Raw genomic sequence first — 16,460 nt, forward strand, 5'->3', positions numbered from 1 at the left:
TCGGCTTCCGCGTATCCGACGGCGCCACCGAACGAACGAGCTACGACCGAACGGGCAGGTGAAGGATGCAGAGGATTATACGTGCAATCTCGCGATCGGCCGACGACAATCCTCGCGATTCTCCGTCAGGTGGGCGGACAGATCACGGGGATCGTCTCGCGCTTGTTGCGACGATAGACCTGGAAATCGGTACGGTCCACCGTGATCACCGGATGATGCGGGTGCAACTCGCTCATGCGGATGAGACAGATGTCGGCCAGATCCGGTCGTCGATCCGCGTAGCGGTCCGCCAGTTCCGCCATCTTGACCAGATGATCGCCCGCGACGAAGGCGCTCTCGATGAGTCCTTCTCGAATCATGGCGAGGACGAGCGGCACGCTTTTCAGGTGGAAGGCAGTCTCCGCCAGCACGGCTTCGCATGTCAGGAGCGGCTTCGTTACCCGCGCGGCCAGGCCCACCGCCCAGTCGTGATAGCGATCCCTCCGGTTGGCGAACGCCACGAGAAATCCGGTGTCGGCGATGCCGATCATTCCGTGGCGAATCCCTTTCGGCTCGAGAGATCGCTCGGCCCGCTCACCGTGCCGGCAAGGCGCATGAACGAGCGGTTCTCAGCGTTCTCGCGCGCCTTCTCGAGTTGCTCGCGGATGATCTCGCCCTGCGACACGCCGGTCGTCGTCGACGCGTGCTTGAGCCACGCGGCAAGCTCCGGCGTAAGACGCACAGTGATTGTATGACTCATACGCCAGAAGCGTATCACGGTGCGCGCCGATAGATGATCGTCGCCGGGGCATATAGGTCCGGCTGTATCCGTTGCGGCCGTTCGTCATCGTGAACGTGCCGTCCGCCAGCACGGACGCCGTCAGCCAGTGGTCCTCGCACTCCTCCGACTCGCCGGTCGGGGCGACGATGAGTGTGGCGCCGCCGCCCTCGACGTCGACCCAGTAGATGTCCATCGTCTGGGCCATTACGGGTGCACCCGCGCCGATCATCCAGGTCAGGGCACAAGCCGGTGCGCCGATGAAGCCGCATCGTGTTCCGGCGTGCCGCATCCTGGCCGCCTTGGTCCCGCGAAGGATGCCAGTCTACCCCACTCGCGCGCGCCCGGGTCACCATTACATCGGCGCTCTGCGGTCCGGGATTCCTTGTCGATTCTGTCTCTTGGCGGATTCTCTGGGGCGATCGTCGAGCAGGACTCCAGATTGCAATGGTATGGGGGCGACCGGTACTGTCAGGCGTGCGGTGATCGCGTTTCGCGGGTCCGTGCGAGCGTTCGAAGGAGACTCCATGCGATGGTTCGAATGAGCGCGCCTGTCGGCTGGATGACCACGGGGCTCGGATGCATGTCGCTCGGCGTCTTCCTGGCCCTGTCGGCGTCCATCGAGATCGGGATGGCAATCGTCCTGCTCGGCTCCGGCGCGGTCGGCTTTGCGCTGGGCCTCACGCGGTCCCACGCCGCCGACCGCGCGCTCGTGGCCGAGGTCGAGCGGCAGATTGACGAAAAGCGCGCCCGGGACCTGCGCGAGGCGGAGGAGCGGTGGCGCGCCGAGGGCGTCTCACCGCTCGAGCAGTCCTACCGCGCGCTCCTGCGGCCGGGCGCTACCGAACGGACGGAGCCGCTGCCGGAGTTGGACGCGCGCCTTGGAGAGCTGATCCAGGCCCGCTGCGAGCGCGTGTGGCAGGGAATTCGGGAGCGGCGGTACGTGTACGAGAAGAACGGGCGAATCGTCGGCCTCGATGGGGGGGCAATCTTCGCCGAGCTTCGTGACGTCGTGAAGGAAGTCGCCCGTTTGTACAAGCGGGACGGAGACCGAGCCGAGCTGGAGGTACGCATCGGCGACGTCGCGCTGAGCGCCCGTTCCGTCATTGCCGAGCTCCTGCAGGCAGTGCGGCAGACACCGATTGTGGACGTCGCCGGCTGGACCGTGGCGGAAGTCGTGACGGCGCTCGAGCGAGTGCAGAAGGTGCGGCATCTCTACCGGAAGGTCACGCCCTGGAAGCACTACGTGTCGGGCCTGACGCTGGGCTTGCGCATCGTCATGGGCGCCAACCCGGTCACGCTGGCAGCCTGGACCATCGGCCAGGAGGCGGCCACGCGGATCGGGGGACATGTCCTCAAGACGTACGGCGAGGTCTGGTTGAAGGAGCTCTTCGAGGGGTCCGTTGCCCTGGTCTATCTGCGTGCGGCGCGCATGTACGACCCGCAGCAGACGTATCGGAGCGCCGACTGGCTGGCGCTCGTCGATGCGCTTCGCATCCACCGGCGCGTGCCGGGCATCGATCGGAACCGCAGGCTCCTGCTCGACTGCATCCTGCGCGCGCAGATTCCAGACGAGTTCGCGAAACTGGCCCTGCTGCGCGCCCTCGCCGCCGACGCCGAGCCGGACCTCACACTGACGCCGACGGTCGACCTCGCGTCGTTGGCGCCGGCGCAGCGACGCGCGGTCGCCGACTGTCTCGCCGCGATCCTGCAGAACATGCACGGATTGAACGAGAAGCAGGCCAGCGAGGAGATAGAGGCCATCGAGAAGCGGCTGTCGATCAGCTTGCCGCGCGACGAGTGGAGCGGCGGCGCAAGCCGTGCGGAGGTGCGGATCGACGCGGGTCTCGTCCGGCTCGCAGAGTTGGCGCGCGACCGATGTCGACTCGACATCGAGGAGGCTCGAGACGCGCTCGCCGGGAGTGTGTTCGCGGCGGCAGCGACAAAGCGACTCGGTGGCGTTGATGCGCACCGGGCACGGCTGGACCAGGTGCTGACGATGGTCTTCGACGGCGGTGACCGCGATGGGGTCTCTTTCGCCACGGGTGAACGATACCTTGTCGATCCGCTGCGCGTGCTGGTCGGCGATCCTCTGGCAGAGCCGCTGGCCGCGTCCATCGCGGATCTGATGGCCTCCGAAGGCCCGACGGGCTGGCAGGTCGACCACGACCACCTGGTGCTGGACAACGTGTCCGTGCTGCTTCCCGACCGCAAGCAAGTCGAAACGCTCTGGTCGAAGTACCTGAAGGCGGTTGAGTCCCGACTGCGCGGTCGCCTTCTGTACGGGAAACTGTCGACCGTCCCGCCGGTGTCGGCGCCGACGGTCCTGCGGCAGATCGGCAGCCAGGAGTTCCCGGCGCGCGATGACCGGACTGCCGCGCCCGTTCCGCCTCCCGCGCCTTGGCCGGTGGCGGTGTTCGAGGCGGAGGACGGCAGCGCGCGGGCGCGGTGGGTGTTGCTGTTCATCGACCGCGTCGTTGTCGGCGTTGTGCCGAGGCAGGAACTCGCGATTGACGTTGGGGAGCCGCGGACCCATCGGAAGGAAGATGTCCGTTTCGGGCGCTGGTCCGGCTACGTGACCGATTCCCTCGTGCTCCATTGCGGTGAGCAGCGTCTGACTATCGAAGGCCCTGTGATGGGGAGCTTCATCGGCCACTTCGGACCCGTGCTCCAGGCGCTGGACCTCGATGCCGGCGCGCTCGAGGTCATCAACCCATGACCAGACGCAGACTCCCGATCGGGTTGCAGACCCTCCGCGAGTTGCGCGAAGAGGACTGCTACTACGTCGACAAGACCGGCTTCATCGCCCGACTGGTAGACGAGGGCAAGCACTACTTCCTGTCGCGCCCGCGGCGGTTCGGCAAGAGCCTTTTCCTGGACACCCTCAAGGAGCTGTTCGAGGGCAACGAGGCGCTGTTCACCGGTTTGCACATCCACGACCGCTGGGACTGGTCGCTCCGCCATCCGGTCGTGCGACTCGACTTCGGTGCCGGACACTTCGGCGAGTCCGGCTACGTGCATACCAATACGATGGCGCAACTGGCGGCGGCCGGGCAGGATGCCGGGGTCACGGTAGGGCACGACACCGCGCCCGAGCGGCTCCGCGACCTGCTTCGGACGCTGCACGCGAAGACCGGCCGGCGCGTGGTGGTCTTGGTCGACGAATACGACAAGCCGATTCTGGACGCTCTCGATACGGCCGACGTCGCTCGGGCGAACCGCAACTACCTGCGGGGTCTGTACTCGACCATCAAGTCCAGCGACGCGCACGTTCGCTTCACGTTTCTCACAGGGGTCAGCAAGTTCTCCAAGGTGAGCGTGTTCTCCGGCCTCAACAACCTGACCGACATCACCCTCGATCCCTGCTACTCCGCAATCTGCGGCTATACCGAGGAGGACCTGGACGCGGTGTTCGCTCCAGAACTGCCGGGGCTGGACCGGGAGCGGGTCCGGGACTGGTACAACGGTTACAACTGGCTGGGGCCGGAGAAGGTCTACAACCCGTTCGACATCCTGCTGTTGTTCCGCCGACGCAGGTTCGCGGCTCACTGGTTCGAGAGCGCCACGCCGACGTTTCTCGTGGAAACGCTGTTCCGGCGCCGGGTCAGTACGCTGTCGCTGGACGGGATGCTGACGAGCAGCGAACTCCTCTCCTCGTTCGACGTGGAAGCCATCGCCACCGAGGCGCTGCTGTTCCAGACCGGCTACCTGACGATCAAGCACGTGCGGGACCGGGGCGGCGTCCGCCGCTACCGGCTGGGTTACCCGAACCGGGAAGTTCGGCAGAGCCTGAACGAGAGCCTGCTGCGGCTTCTCGTGCAGGATTCGACGCACCAGACCGCCAACAGCGACCGCCTGTACGACCTGCTGGAGGCCAACGACTTCGCGGGGCTGGAGACGCTGTTCCAGGCCTTCTTCGCGAGCATCCCCTACGAGTGGTACACGAACAACGACATCGCCGCTTACGAGGGCTACTACGCGAGCGTCTTCTATTCCTACTTCGCGGCGACGGGGTTCGACATCACGGTCGAGGATTCGAGCAACCGAGGTCGCGCGGACATGGCGGTGAGGTTCGGGGGCAACGTCTACCTGTTCGAGTTCAAGGTGGTGGAGCAGGCGACCGACGGCGCCGCGCTGGCGCAGCTCAAGGAGCGGGGCTACGCGGACAAGTATGGTGCCTCCGGTGAACTCATCCACCTGATCGGTGTGGAGTTCAGCAGGGAGACACGCAACGTGACCGCGTTCGAGGTAGAGACGGCTTGAGCCCTGGTCTCGATTTCGTCGTGGCGATGACTTGCCTGCCGTCAGCAGGACACGCAGTTGTCGTTGTTCACCGCGCCGAGGCCCTCCAGGTAGCCCAGCGTCTCGGGGAACGGCAGCGTCCGCTGGTACGGCCCGTTCGCCATGTCGGCCGTGGTCTGGCCGCGGCGGCTGATTGCCATGACGTCGGCGCCCTTCTCGACGAGGTAGCGCACCAGCTCCGTGTCGCCGCGCGCGGCGGCGTGGTGGAGCGCGTTGTAGCCGTCGTGGTCGCGGGCGTTGACGTCGACGCCCACTTCCTCGATCAGGTACTGCACCGACGGCATCCAGCCGTCCGGCACGTGCCGGTGGGCGTTCGACTCGAAGCCCTCCCCGTAGCCGACGCCCGAGGCGGCGTGGAGCGGCCAGACGCCGGGACCGCCGGGGACGGCCGGCGGCAGCCCGGAGGGATCCGGGAAGTTGTCGTCCCTGCGCCGCCGCGGCTCGGGCGCCCGCGTCGGGATGTTCGGATCCGCGCCGTGGGCCATCAGCAGCTTCATCGCCGCGACGTCGGTGGCGTAGGCGGCCCGCCAGAACGGGGTGGCGCCGTCGACGCTCTCCGAGCAGCAGTGGTTGTACGACATGTACCAGAGGTGGTTGTTGGTCCGCACGTTCGGGTTCGCGCCGGCCTCGAGCAGCGCCTCCATGACGTCGAGGTAGGTGGCCTCCTGCTGGTCGTGGGCGCGGGGCTGCGGGTAGCGGGCCCGCGGCGCCCACTGCAGGTTGAGCGCGGCGAACAGCGGCGTGGCGCCGCCGTCGGTGGCGATGTTCGGGTCGGCGCCCCGTTCGATGAGGCGCAACGCCAGGTCGAAGTGCCCGTTCATCGTGGCGATCTGCAGCGGGCTCGTGTGGTCGCCGCTCACGCGGTCGACGTCGGCGCCGGCGTAGACCAGCGCCATCGCCACGTCGATGTGGCCCTGGCGGGCGGCGTGCAGCAGCGCGGTCAGGCCGCCCTGCCGGCCGACGCGCTCGGTGTAGTCGCGGGGCGTTCCGCGGGAGAGCCGGCGGCCCTCGTTGTCCTGCTTCGCGGTTTCGGGGAACGCCTGCACCCGCCGGGCCGCCCGGATCGCGGCCTGGACCTGGCTGGCGGTAGGCTGCCAGCCCGTCTGTTCGTGCGGCGGCGCGGCGGCCCGGAACCCGTCCAGCACCTCCTGGCGCCGGTAGGCGGCGGCACGGTCCTCCGCGTCGAGGGCGGGCAGATCGACCACCCGGGTCGCGATCTCCAGGCCCGCGCCCCGCTCCATCAGCACGGTCACCGGGCCGACCCGGTTGGACGCCGCCGCGAACATCAGCGGCGTCTGGCCCCAGGTGCTCTCCCGCACGTCGATGTTCGCCCCGTGGTCCAGCAGGGCCGCCACCGCCTCGGCGCTGCCCGCCTGCGCGGCCAGATGCAGGGCGGTCGCCCCGCTGGTCGTGGCTGCGTGCGGGTCGGCGCCGGCTTCCAGCAGCGCGCGGAGGACGCCGGGCTGTCCGGAGCGACTGCCGACGTGCAGCGGCGTATGCTGTCCGATGCGGGTGGTGGCCTCCAGGTGGGCGCCCGCGTAGATGAGCGTCTCGGCCAGCTCGACGTCGCTTCGCATCGCCGCCCAGTGCAGCGCCGTCATGCCGTCGGCCTGCGCGGTCTGGACGTCGACGCCCCGCTGCAGCAGGCTTCGCACCGCTTCGACGTCGCCCCGGCTCGCCGCGTCGGCCACCGGCGCGTCCGCCGGCGCCGCCGCCAGCACCGCGAGAAGGACGGGTGCGGCACACAACGCCGCCGTGAATCCCCAGCGCAGCGATCCGTTCATGACTCTTCTCCAGAAGGCCGGCATCCGACGACCGGGTCGGATGCCGGTGGCAAAGCGCGAACTCCCGCGTCTTCCGTACTGCCCGATTGCGCGCTCAGACGTTGAGCGCGAGCTCGCCCGTGCTGTCGCCGAAGCTGGCCCGGTCGTCGTGCCCGAGCGCGTGCAGCAGGGTGAGCATGGCGTTCGCCATCGGCGTTCCCTCGTCCGCCCGCACGTGACGTCCGCCCGCCAGCCGGCCGTTGGCGTGGCCGAAGACGATGAGCGGGCAGCGCTTGTGGTTGTGCAGGTTGGGGTCGCCCATCCCGGAACCGTAGAGGATGACGCTCTTGTCGAGCAGGTTCGTGTCGCCCTCTACGGTGCTCTTCAGCTTGTCGAGGAGGTACGGGAGCAGGCTCACGTGGTAGCGGTTGATCTTGTTGAACTCGAGGATCCCTTCCTCGTTGCCGCCGTGGTGCGAGGCCGAGTGGAACGGCCTGTCGGTCTCGCTCAACGGGTACACCCGGCCCGACGCGTCGCGGCCCATCTTGAACGAGAAGACGCGTGTCACGTCGCTCTCGAAGGCGAGCGCCTGCACGTCGAACATCAGCTTCACGTGCTCGTCGAACGAGTCGGGCACGCCGGCCGGGGCCTCGGGCAGCTCCCGGGTCTCGCCGTTCATGTTGCGTTCCTCGACCCGCTGGATGCGCCGCTCGATCTCGCGGATGTTGTCCAGGTAGCGCTCCATTCGCCGGCGATCCGTCGGTCCGAGCTCGCGCGTCAACTGCGCGACCCGCGACGTCATCCAGTCCAGGATGCTCGCGTCCGTCTTCCGCCGCGCGGCGCGCTCCTCGGCCGTGCCGCCCACGCCGAAGAGCTGCTCGAAGGCCACCCGCGGCGAGCGGGTCACCGGGAGCGGCTCGGTCGGCGAGGCCCAACTGATCGAGTCGGTGTAGACGCAGGTGTAGCCGTAGGCGCAGCCGCCCGCCTGGTCGACGTTCTCGATGCAGAGCTGCATCGACGGCAGCGGCGTGTCCTGCCCGAACCGCTGCGCGTGGAGCTGGTCCAGGGAGGTTCCGGCGCGGACGTCCGAACCCTGGGTCTGCTTCGGATGCGACTGGGTCAGGAAGACCGAGCTGGTCCGGAAGTGGTCGCCGCCGATCTCGGGAGGCGAGAACGCCTCGGCCATCCCGACGTCGGTGTCGCTGATGATGGTCAGGTGCTCGCGGTACGGCTCCAGCGAGCTGAGGGCGCCCTTGCTCAGGTCGAAGTGGCGGCCCGACTCGGCCGGGGCCCACAGGTGCTGCGTGCCGCCCCAGGCGTTGGAGCCCGCGGCGCCGTGCACCATCTCCATGCAGACCAGACGGGTCGGATCGAGCGCCGCCCGGGTGGTCGCCGATACCCGTCCCGCCGGATGCATCGCATCCAGGAAGGGCAGGGCGAGCGAGGCGGCGCCGACGTCACGGAGAAACGTACGCCGAGGAATGTGCTTGCCAGTGATGTACATGAATCTGTCTCCCACCTGTGTCTGTCGGTCCGTCTCCCGGCAGTTACTGTGCTTCGGTCGTGTCGCCGTCGGTTTCCGCCCGCTGCATCCGGAACGCGGGGCTGTTGATGACGCCGAGGATGAACGAGGACATGCGGTAGTCGTTGTCGCGCGCCGCCGCGGTGATGGCCCGGACGGTCGGCATGTCGTAGTGTTCGACGCGCCGGCCGAGCGCGTAGGCCATCAGGTTCTCGGCGAACGTGCGGGCCAGCGAATCCGGGAGCGCGAGCAGCGCTCCGCGCAGATCCTGCGGGGTGGACACCTCGGTCCCGTCCCACATCTGGCCGCGCGTGTCGAGGGGCATGCCGTTCTCGCGGATCCGCCACTTGCCGATGACGTCGAAGTTGTCCAGCGCGAGGCCGAGCGGATCCATGAACCGATGGCAGGCGTTGCAGGTCGGATTCGTCCGGTGAATCTCCATCCGCTCGCGCGTCGTCAGCGACCGGCCGTCGATGACCGTGGCCGTTTCGTCGAGGTCGGGCACGGCCGGCGGCGGCGGCGGCGGCGGCACGCCGAGGACCACTTCCATCACCCACTTGCCCCGCAGTACCGGCGACGTGCGGTTGGCCATCGACGTGAGCATGAGGACGGAGCCGTGACCGAACAGGCCCCGCCGCCGGTCGTCGGCGAGGCGGACGCGCCGGAACTGCGGTCCCGCGACGTTCGGCAGGCCGTAGTGCCGGGCCAGGCGCTCGTTCACGAATGTGTAGTCGGCCGTGAACAGCTCGAAGAAGCTGCGGTCCTCGCGCACGAGGCTGTCGAACAGCAGCTCCGTCTCGCGGCGCATCGCGTCGGCGAGCTGCCGGTCGAAATTCGGGAACCAGAAAGCGTCCGGCTGGACCTGGTCCATGTCCTGCAGGCGCAGCCACAGGGCGGCAAATCGGGCGGCCAGCGATTCCGACCGCGGGTCGGCCAGCATTCTGCGCACCTGCACGTCGAGCACGTCCGGGTCCGACAGCTTGTCGTCTGCCGCCAGAGCGACCAGCTCCTCGTCGGGCGGCCCGGCCCAGAGGAAGAACGCGAGGCGCGACGCGAGGGCCACGTCCGAGATCCGGTAGTTCTCGCCCGGCTCGACCGTTTCCGCCGGCCGCTCCAGGCGGAACAGGAAGTCCGGGCTGGCCAGCGTCGCCTGCAGCGCCGTCCGGATCCCGGTCTCCCAGCCGCCGTCGCGGAGGCCCGCCTCGTAGAACGCCATCAGGTCGCCGACGTCCGTCCCGGTCAGCGGCCGGCGGTAGGCGCTCGTGGCGATGCGCGTGATGATCTCCTCCGCGCAGGGACGCTCGGTCGCGGGGGACGTCGGGCGGCAGGTGAAGACACGCTGGCGGCTCGGCGTTTCCGACACGCCGGTCACGTCGTAGGGGCCGTCGACGATGAAGTCGCGCATGTGGGGCAGGGCGGTCACGCCGTACCCCAGGTCGCCGATCTCGGTATCGACGATCGACCACTCGTGAGGCGCCAGCACGTCCTCCACCGGTCCTTCGAACTGGCGGACGAACACCGCGGAGACGCGCCTGGGTCCCGCGCGGACGAAGATCGGCTCCTCAACCTCCAGGTATACGCCGTTGGGGTCGGAGGTCCGCAGCCACTGGTCCATCGCCAGCAGCGCTACCGGTTCGCCGTCGATCGAGATCTCGATCTGCTCGTTGCGGATGGTCGATCCGGACAGACCGCCGGTGGTCGTGTGCTGGAACGCCATCGTGAAGACGTAGTCGCCGTCGGCGGGGAAGTTGTGCAGCACCGAGAATCCGCCGCGGCTGCCGTACGGCGCGCCTTCCACCCGGTCCCACTGCGAGTAGGCCCGCGACTTCGAGTAGGTCGTCTGCTTCGGGGCGGCGTTGGGATTGCCGATCGCGAGCTGGGCGACCTCGGTCGCGGCTCGCAGGTAGCCGTCGAGCAGCGTCGCCGACAGCATCTGGACGTCGGCGATGTTGTCGAAGTTGGCGCTCATCGTGTCGAGCGGCAGGTAGTCGCCCGCGTCTATCTGCAACCCCAGCAGGTCGTGGACGGCCCGTTCGTACTCGTACCGGTTCAGGCGTTGGAAGGTCCGGTAGCCGGGGTTCGGATTGTCCGCGGCCCCCTGGTCCACCACCGATTCCAGCGTCTCGACGAGCGCGGTGAGCGTCCCGGCCGCGGGCCGCCGGACGCCCGGCGGGGGCATCATGTTGGCCCGCAGCTTGCGGATCATCTTCTCGGTGCGCGCGGCCTCCTCCGGATTGCTCGCCGCCGTGCCGACGTCGAAGTCTTCCAGCGAGAGGTTGCCGGTCAGCATGCGGTCGTTGTGGCAGGTCCGGCAGTACCGCTGCACGACCCCGGTCAGCTCCGCGTGGTCGGGGACCGCCTCGGCGGGCGCGGGAACGGCCTCCTGGGCCGGGGTGCGGGCGGCCGTGTCGACGGACAGGACCGCGGCCGCGAGGAGGACGGCGAGCAGAGCGGCGGGCGCAGCAAATGTTCTCATGGCTAATCGCCCCGGCCATGCGCCGAACGACCGTGCGCAGACGGCCGGATTCTCGAATCGGGACAGTGTATCAGTCTTGTGCGCAAGCGCCAGCGGAAAGTGAACGGAATCGCGAAATCTGCGCGCTGCAGGCGTTTCCAGCCGGTCGACGCGCGCGTGGCACTGGGGCCCGTTGCGATCGCTTCGGTCTGCGCCGCCTGGCTGCAGGCTGGACCCCGTCCGCGGCGGGGCGTAGGATGGCGGCATGATGCAGCCGCTGGATCCCCTCCATACCCGCGCCCCGGTCTTCTCTCCGCGCAGCGGCGCACCGGGGACCGAGGTTGCCGTGGAAACCCCCGATCTCCCGGCCCTGACTCCCGTGTACCTCGGCATGGGGGCGACCCGCTCCAGCTTCGAGGTCCTCCGCCAGCTCGTCACGAGCGAGCGGGGCGAGATGTCCGCGGTTGTCGAAGTGCCCGACTGGGCCACGGCCGACCGCACCCACTACTTCGTGCTCGTCGACGTCTACTTCCGGCCGCTGGCGGTCTCTGCGGCCTTTCACGTGACGGAGTCCGATGGGACGCTGCGGCGCCGCGGACGGATCACGGACGCCACGGCCGGCTGCCTGACCCTGAGCGAAGCGGGCGACGGGGAGGAGTTCTACGTGTTGACAGGTGACGTGCAGGAACTTACGCTGGGAGACGAGATTCTGGTCGAGGGGACTCTCGGCGAGTCGCCCGGCTGCGGGCAGGGGACGGCCCTGCAGGTCACGCGCGCCGAACGGTTGGACTGAACCCCCTCCGTCGTACGGAGCGCGCATCATCGGCGCACGAGCGATGCGCGACGAGGAGCGATTCATGGGGTTGACAGGGGCGAAGGTGCGGTTGCGGAACCCCCGGCTTCCGGATCTGGAGCCGGTCGAGATCGATGCGCTGGCCGACACGGGATCGATGCACCTGTGCATTCCGCGCTGGCTGCAGCGGCGGCTGCAGCTCGAGGAGTCCGAAAAGAAACCGGTGACCCTGGCCGACGGCAGGGTCGTGCAGGTTCCCTACGTCGGCCCGCTCGAGTTGCGCTTCGAGAACCGGGTCGGGTTCACGGGAGCGCTGGTCATGGGCGAGCAGCCCCTGCTGGGGGCCATCCCCATGGAGGATATGGATCTGGCCGTCGTGCCGCGGACACGACAGGTTGTCGTGAACCCGGAGAGTCCCGACGCGGCCAGGAGCAGGGCGTAGGAGCCGCAGAGAAGCCCACTTCCGTTGGAGTGGGCTGCAGATCTGGACGGGCCCGGGGAGTTGCTCCACCGGTGCAGGTGCCGCCGCGGTTGGAGCGGACTCCGGCTCCCCGTCCGCCTCGCGCCCCGAAACGCCTCGCGAGCGCGGCCTTTCGGCCCATCCCGCCCGCTCCATGACCTTGCGCCGCAGCACTTCGCGTCGCTGCGTTCTGCGGCGCAAGCTCCTAGAACGGAGGCTCCTGCCACGGCTCGCGCCGCACCAGCTCGCCGCTGCCGGCGATGCCCAGCACCGCGCCGTCCCGGTACACGACCTCGCCACGCCGGATCGTGAGCTGCGGCCAGCCGGTCACCTCCCGTCCCGCGTGGATCGAGTAGCCGCTGCCCGAGAACATGTCCTCGTCGCGGATCGTGCGCGTTTCGTTCGCGTCCCACAGCACGAGGTCGGCGTCCGATCCGACGGCGATGGTCCCCTTGCGCGGATACAGACCGAACAGGCGGGCCGGGTTCGACGAGGTGACCTCCACGAACCGCTCCAGGGAGATACGCCCGTCGTTGACGCCGTCCGAGTAGAGCATCGGCAGCATCACCTGCAGGTTGCTCATGCCGGCCCGGTGCTGCGCGACGTTCTGCGCCGGGTCGAGCTTCTGCTCGCGCGTGTAGGCGACGTGATCGGTGGCTACCACGTGGACGGTCCCGCGGGCGATCCCGTCCCAGAGGGCGTCCAGGTCGCTCTGCTCGCGCAGCGGCGGCTGGCCGATGTACAGCCCCGGCGTGGGCCCTTCGAACCGCTCGCGGGTCAGGTGCAGGTAGATGGGGCGCGTCTCGACGTAGACCGGCAGGCCGCGCTCCTGCGCCGCCTCGGCCACCCGCAGGGCGCGTTCCGACGACAGGTGCACGATGTACATCGGCACGCCGGTCGCCTCGGCCATCGCCACCGCGCGTTGCGTCGCCGCTTCCTCCGCCTCCACCGGCCGGGCGTCGGCGAAGTAGGCGAGCGAGCCGCGGCCCTCGGCGACCATCCGTTCCGAGGTGACTCGCACGATGGCGGCGTCCTCGCAGTGCATCATCATCAGCACGCCGTTCTCCCGCGCCGCGTGCATCGTGGTGACGAAGCCGGGAGCTCTGGCGTCGAACGTCGGCCGCACCATGAACACCTTGATGGTGGTCTGGCCGGCGGCTGCGAGCGCCGCCAGCGAGTCCGTCGTGGCGCTGGCCGGATCGGAGACGATGGGGTGGAAGATGACGTCGGCGATGGTTTGCGCCTCTATCTCGGGTGTGGCGCGCGCCAGCGTCTCCGCAGGCGTTTCCCCGTCGGCGACGCCTCCGAAGTTCGAGATGGTGGTGATGCCGCCGGCGAGCGCCGCGCGCGATCCGGAGGTGTAGTCGTCCATCCGGATGCCGCCGAGATGCACGTGGGGATCGATCCCGCCCGGCAGCACCAGCAGCCCGCTCGCGTCGATATCCTCCGTGTCGGCGTCGCGCGCCGCGAGGCCGGTTCCGATCTCCGTGACGGTCGCGCCGACGATCCGGACGTCGGCCGCCCGCAGTGCGCCGTCGGTGAAGACCTCGCCGCCCCGGATGATGATCTCCTGTTCCGATTGGGCCGCGGAGACCACTCCGATCACGACGAGTCCGGCGCTGGCGACGAGACTGCGCAGCCAGTTCATGACACCCTCCACTGCATCGCGTCCGCGGCTCTGCCGGGACGTGCAATCTTTCCGGAGCTTCCCATCGCTACGCGCTCCGCCGATTCGGCCCCCACGGCAAGGCGTGGTGCGGCACGCTCACTCCGACGCACGGCTCGCGGCCCCGTTGCCGCCGGCTCCTTCTTCGCCTGCCGCGTCCCAGCGCTGGCGCCAGGATCCCCGCAGGGCATCCATGCGCTCCCGGTACTGCTCGGCGAGCTCCTCGGGCACGACGGCGTTCGCGAGGTCCGAGAAGAGCGTGACATAGGGGGCGAGCACGGAATCGCGCAGCAGCCGCTCGCCGGTCGGGACGTAGGCGATCACCGGCAGAACGACCAACGCGGCCGCGAGCAGCGCGGCGACGAAGCCGGCCGCGGCGCCGGCGAGCCGGTCCGCCCACCCGAGCATCGCCGCCTTGAGCAGTCCCCGCATGATGCGCCCGGCCAGCGCGCCGGCCAGCATCGTGCCCAGGAAGATCGCCAGGTAGCCGATAAGGTTCGCGGCCGGCGCCGGGATGTCCATCGCGCCCAGCACCGCCGCGGCGGCCAGTCCGTGGAACCGGGCGGCGAGGATGAACGCGGTCACGAGCGCTCCGATCCCGATCAGCAGGCGTGTCAGTCCCTTGAGCAATCCCAAGAGCACCAACAGCCCGACGAGGACGAGCAGGAGGAGGTCGAACGCGTTCAGATCCATCGCGCCTCACCGCTGGTCGACGGGATCCCGGTGATCCGCGCCCAGCATCGCGTGGCTTACCTGGCGGGCGATGTCGCGCGCGCGGCGAGATGCGTCCCGCGGCGTCCGGCTCGCCAGCAACCGGTCCAGAGCCTGACGGCCGAGACCGGGCAGCGCGCGGCTCCGATCGGTCTGCGTGAACGCGCCCTTCGACCCGGTTCCGGCTACCCAGATGCGCACGCCGTGGCGGTCGTAGAGGCCGCGCGGCATGGCGACGTCGACCCGCACCGGCGCGTCGGGGTTCAAGGGTGTAATCGGTTGCGGGGCGGCGTCCGCGTCGTCTGTCCGAAGGTCGTGAGTCATGCACCACTCCAGGGAGCGGGCGTTCGTCGGGGAGCACGTCCAGTATAGCGCCGCCCAACCCGTTCCAAGGCTCGGTGCTCGACACCGGGGGACCCGGCCCGGGCAGCCGGGCTTCAGAACGCACGTCGTTGCGTGCCACGGTGCAAGTGCCCGGCCCCGCACGGCAGCCGTTGGCGGCACGCCTCCGCACCGGCTTCGATTTCCGCCGCGCTATGATCGACCCCTGTTCCGACACTTGCGGAGAGCCGGCAAACGGCCGGGAAGGGATGTTCCGATGACCCAGAGCCTGCAGCGTCTGGTTCCACTCGCGGCGGCGGTCGTCCTGACGGGTTGTGGGTCCGCCTGGGCGCAGACGTCGGTGCCCGACGGCGAGTGGCACGCCATCGGCCGGGACGCGGCCAACACCAAGTACTCGCCGCTCGACCAGATCGACGCGGACAACTTCACGGACCTGGCGATCGCGTGGCGCTGGACGTCGCTCTCCACCGCTGTGGCCGAGGCCAACGAGCGCATCCGTCCCAGTCAGTTCAAGTCGGTGCCATTGATGGCGGGCGGGCTGGTCTACGTCAGCACCGCGCTCGGGCAGGTGGCGGCGCTCGACGCCGGCAGCGGCGAGCCGGTCTGGACCTATGACCCGCAGATCTACGCGTATCTCGACCGGCCGCCCAACATGGGCTGGCACCACCGCGGGGTCTCGTATTGGAAGGACTCGCAGAGCGACGACGCGCGCATCTTCATCGCCAGCCACGACAAGCGGCTGGTTGCGCTGAACGCGCGCACCGGCCGGCGCTATCCCGACTTCGGCACCGGCGGCTACGTCGACCTGACCGCCGGCTTCGAGCGCGAGATCGACGCCTCGCGGATGACTTGGTCGTCGCCGGTCGCCATCGCCGGCGACACGGTCATCGTCGGCAGCATCGTGCAGGACACCCGGCTGACCTTGCGCGAGGCGTCTCCCGGCCACGTGCGGGCTTACGACGCGCGCACCGGCGAAATGAAATGGATCTTCCGGACCATCCCGCGCGGCGACGACTTCGGCGCCGACACCTGGGGCAACGAGTCGTGGCGTTACAGCGGGCACTCCAACGTCTGGTCCTACATGGCGGTCGACGAGGAGGCGGGCTACGTCTACCTGCCGACCGGCACGCCGTCGAACGACTGGTACGGCGGCATGCGGCCCGGGGACAACCTGTTCGCCGAGAGCATCGTTGCGGTCGACGTCGAGACGGGCGAGCGGGTCTGGCACTTCCAGGCGATCCATCACGGGCTCTGGGACTGGGACTTCCCGACCGGGCCGAACCTGTTGGACGTCACCGTCGACGGCCGCCCGATCAAGGCCATCGCCCAGGTGAGCAAGCAGGGCTTCACCTATGTGTTCGACCGGATCACGGGCGAGCCGGTCTGGCCGATCGAGGAGCGGCCGGTGCCGCAAGGCAACGTGCCCGGCGAGTGGTACTCGCCCACGCAGCCGTTTCCGACGAAGCCGCCGCCGTTCGACCGGCAGGGCTTCGCGATCGAGGACGTGATCGACTTCACGCCGGAGCTGCGCGCCGAGGCGCTCCGGATCATCAACAGCCGGGCGCGGTTCGGGCCGCTCTTCTCGCCGCCGGTGGTGCGCGGGGCCGAGGTGCCGTTCATCCAGGTGCCGGGGGCCGGAGGCGGCGCGAACTGGCAGGGCGCGGCGGTGGACGTGGAGACGGGGCAGCT

13 protein-coding genes (1 of these 13 cut by a window edge) are annotated in these 16,460 nt (G+C 69.2%); 5 read left to right on the top strand and 8 right to left on the bottom strand.

Features of this window, described 5'->3' with window-relative positions; translation table 11 throughout:
• Nucleotides 1-125: 125 nt before the first annotated feature.
• Together F4X11_01095 and F4X11_01100 are read right to left on the bottom strand one after the other, a co-directional pair.
• On the bottom strand, nucleotides 126-530 hold the full coding sequence (locus F4X11_01095; protein MYN63617.1) for a pilus assembly protein: 405 nt from the start codon (nucleotides 528-530) through the stop codon (nucleotides 126-128).
• A complete protein-coding gene (locus tag F4X11_01100) occupies nucleotides 527-739 on the bottom strand; it encodes a ribbon-helix-helix domain-containing protein (protein ID MYN63618.1) in 213 nt (70 codons plus the stop codon). The genes F4X11_01095 and F4X11_01100 overlap by 4 nt, the downstream gene beginning before the upstream one ends.
• A 559-nt stretch (nucleotides 740-1,298) precedes the next feature.
• Here F4X11_01100 and F4X11_01105 point away from each other — a divergent pair.
• Both F4X11_01105 and F4X11_01110 read left to right on the top strand, forming a co-directional pair.
• Complete coding sequence (locus F4X11_01105; GenBank protein ID MYN63619.1) at nucleotides 1,299-3,476, top strand: hypothetical protein; 2,178 nt, start codon at nucleotides 1,299-1,301, stop codon at nucleotides 3,474-3,476.
• The gene (locus tag F4X11_01110; GenBank protein ID MYN63620.1) at nucleotides 3,473-5,020 is read left to right on the top strand and encodes an ATP-binding protein; all 1,548 of its coding nucleotides are present in this window, start codon (nucleotides 3,473-3,475) and stop codon (nucleotides 5,018-5,020) included. Before F4X11_01105 ends, F4X11_01110 begins: the two co-directional genes overlap by 4 nt.
• 41 nt (nucleotides 5,021-5,061) lie before the next feature.
• Here the strand turns inward: F4X11_01110 and F4X11_01115 are convergent, their stop codons facing one another.
• The 3 genes from F4X11_01115 to F4X11_01125 form a co-directional block, all read right to left on the bottom strand.
• Nucleotides 5,062-6,867: a hypothetical protein gene (locus F4X11_01115; GenBank protein ID MYN63621.1), complete on the bottom strand. Its 1,806-nt coding sequence runs from the start codon at nucleotides 6,865-6,867 to the stop codon at nucleotides 5,062-5,064.
• 70 nt (nucleotides 6,868-6,937) lie between these two features.
• Nucleotides 6,938-8,326 carry a DUF1552 domain-containing protein gene (locus F4X11_01120; protein MYN63622.1) on the bottom strand — a complete coding sequence of 463 codons (1,389 nt, stop codon included), beginning with the start codon at nucleotides 8,324-8,326 and terminating at the stop codon, nucleotides 6,938-6,940.
• A gap of 43 nt (nucleotides 8,327-8,369) precedes the next feature.
• Nucleotides 8,370-11,192, bottom strand: coding sequence for a DUF1592 domain-containing protein (locus F4X11_01125; GenBank protein ID MYN63623.1), 2,823 nt, complete (start codon nucleotides 11,190-11,192; stop codon nucleotides 8,370-8,372).
• Between F4X11_01125 and F4X11_01130 the strand changes: the two genes are divergently transcribed.
• Together F4X11_01130 and F4X11_01135 are read left to right on the top strand one after the other, a co-directional pair.
• Nucleotides 11,191-11,592 (top strand): hypothetical protein, encoded by a 402-nt coding sequence (locus F4X11_01130; protein ID MYN63624.1) that lies wholly within the window; start codon nucleotides 11,191-11,193, stop codon nucleotides 11,590-11,592. The genes F4X11_01125 and F4X11_01130 overlap by 2 nt on opposite strands.
• Before the next feature lie 64 nt (nucleotides 11,593-11,656).
• The gene (locus F4X11_01135; GenBank protein MYN63625.1) at nucleotides 11,657-12,034 is read left to right on the top strand and encodes a clan AA aspartic protease; all 378 of its coding nucleotides are present in this window, start codon (nucleotides 11,657-11,659) and stop codon (nucleotides 12,032-12,034) included.
• A gap of 223 nt (nucleotides 12,035-12,257) precedes the next feature.
• Here the strand turns inward: F4X11_01135 and F4X11_01140 are convergent, their stop codons facing one another.
• The 3 genes from F4X11_01140 to F4X11_01150 form a co-directional block, all read right to left on the bottom strand.
• Nucleotides 12,258-13,700, bottom strand: a complete 1,443-nt coding sequence (locus tag F4X11_01140; GenBank protein ID MYN63626.1) for an amidohydrolase family protein — start codon at nucleotides 13,698-13,700, stop codon at nucleotides 12,258-12,260.
• Nucleotides 13,701-13,817: 117 nt separating this feature from the next.
• On the bottom strand, nucleotides 13,818-14,411 hold the full coding sequence (locus F4X11_01145; GenBank protein ID MYN63627.1) for a CvpA family protein: 594 nt from the start codon (nucleotides 14,409-14,411) through the stop codon (nucleotides 13,818-13,820).
• A gap of 6 nt (nucleotides 14,412-14,417) precedes the next feature.
• On the bottom strand, nucleotides 14,418-14,753 hold the full coding sequence (locus tag F4X11_01150; protein MYN63628.1) for a hypothetical protein: 336 nt from the start codon (nucleotides 14,751-14,753) through the stop codon (nucleotides 14,418-14,420).
• On the opposite strand from F4X11_01150, the gene F4X11_01155 reads away from it, so the two are divergent.
• Nucleotides 14,752-16,460 carry the 5' portion of a PQQ-binding-like beta-propeller repeat protein gene (locus tag F4X11_01155; protein ID MYN63629.1) on the top strand. 91 nt of this gene lie beyond the right edge of the window, so the window shows 1,709 of its 1,800 coding nt (coding positions 1-1,709); it begins with the start codon at nucleotides 14,752-14,754; the stop codon falls past the right edge of the window. The two genes, F4X11_01150 and F4X11_01155, sit on opposite strands and share 2 nt — an antisense overlap.

This window comes from Acidobacteriota bacterium, assembly GCA_009861545.1.
Taxonomy (GTDB): domain Bacteria; phylum Acidobacteriota; class Vicinamibacteria; order Vicinamibacterales; family UBA8438; genus WTFV01.

Coding starts and splice junctions, on each gene's coding strand:
- F4X11_01150 (MYN63628.1), bottom strand. CDS start 14,753: ATGACTCACGACCTTCGGACAGACGACGCGGACGCCGCCCCGCAACCG.
- F4X11_01140 (MYN63626.1), bottom strand. CDS start 13,700: ATGAACTGGCTGCGCAGTCTCGTCGCCAGCGCCGGACTCGTCGTGATC.
- F4X11_01095 (MYN63617.1), bottom strand. CDS start 530: ATGATCGGCATCGCCGACACCGGATTTCTCGTGGCGTTCGCCAACCGG.
- F4X11_01100 (MYN63618.1), bottom strand. CDS start 739: ATGAGTCATACAATCACTGTGCGTCTTACGCCGGAGCTTGCCGCGTGG.
- F4X11_01135 (MYN63625.1), top strand. CDS start 11,657: ATGGGGTTGACAGGGGCGAAGGTGCGGTTGCGGAACCCCCGGCTTCCG.
- F4X11_01145 (MYN63627.1), bottom strand. CDS start 14,411: ATGGATCTGAACGCGTTCGACCTCCTCCTGCTCGTCCTCGTCGGGCTG.
- F4X11_01105 (MYN63619.1), top strand. CDS start 1,299: ATGAGCGCGCCTGTCGGCTGGATGACCACGGGGCTCGGATGCATGTCG.
- F4X11_01125 (MYN63623.1), bottom strand. CDS start 11,192: ATGCCGAGGTACACGGGAGTCAGGGCCGGGAGATCGGGGGTTTCCACG.
- F4X11_01115 (MYN63621.1), bottom strand. CDS start 6,867: ATGCCGGCCTTCTGGAGAAGAGTCATGAACGGATCGCTGCGCTGGGGA.
- F4X11_01130 (MYN63624.1), top strand. CDS start 11,191: ATGGGGGCGACCCGCTCCAGCTTCGAGGTCCTCCGCCAGCTCGTCACG.
- F4X11_01110 (MYN63620.1), top strand. CDS start 3,473: ATGACCAGACGCAGACTCCCGATCGGGTTGCAGACCCTCCGCGAGTTG.
- F4X11_01120 (MYN63622.1), bottom strand. CDS start 8,326: ATGTACATCACTGGCAAGCACATTCCTCGGCGTACGTTTCTCCGTGAC.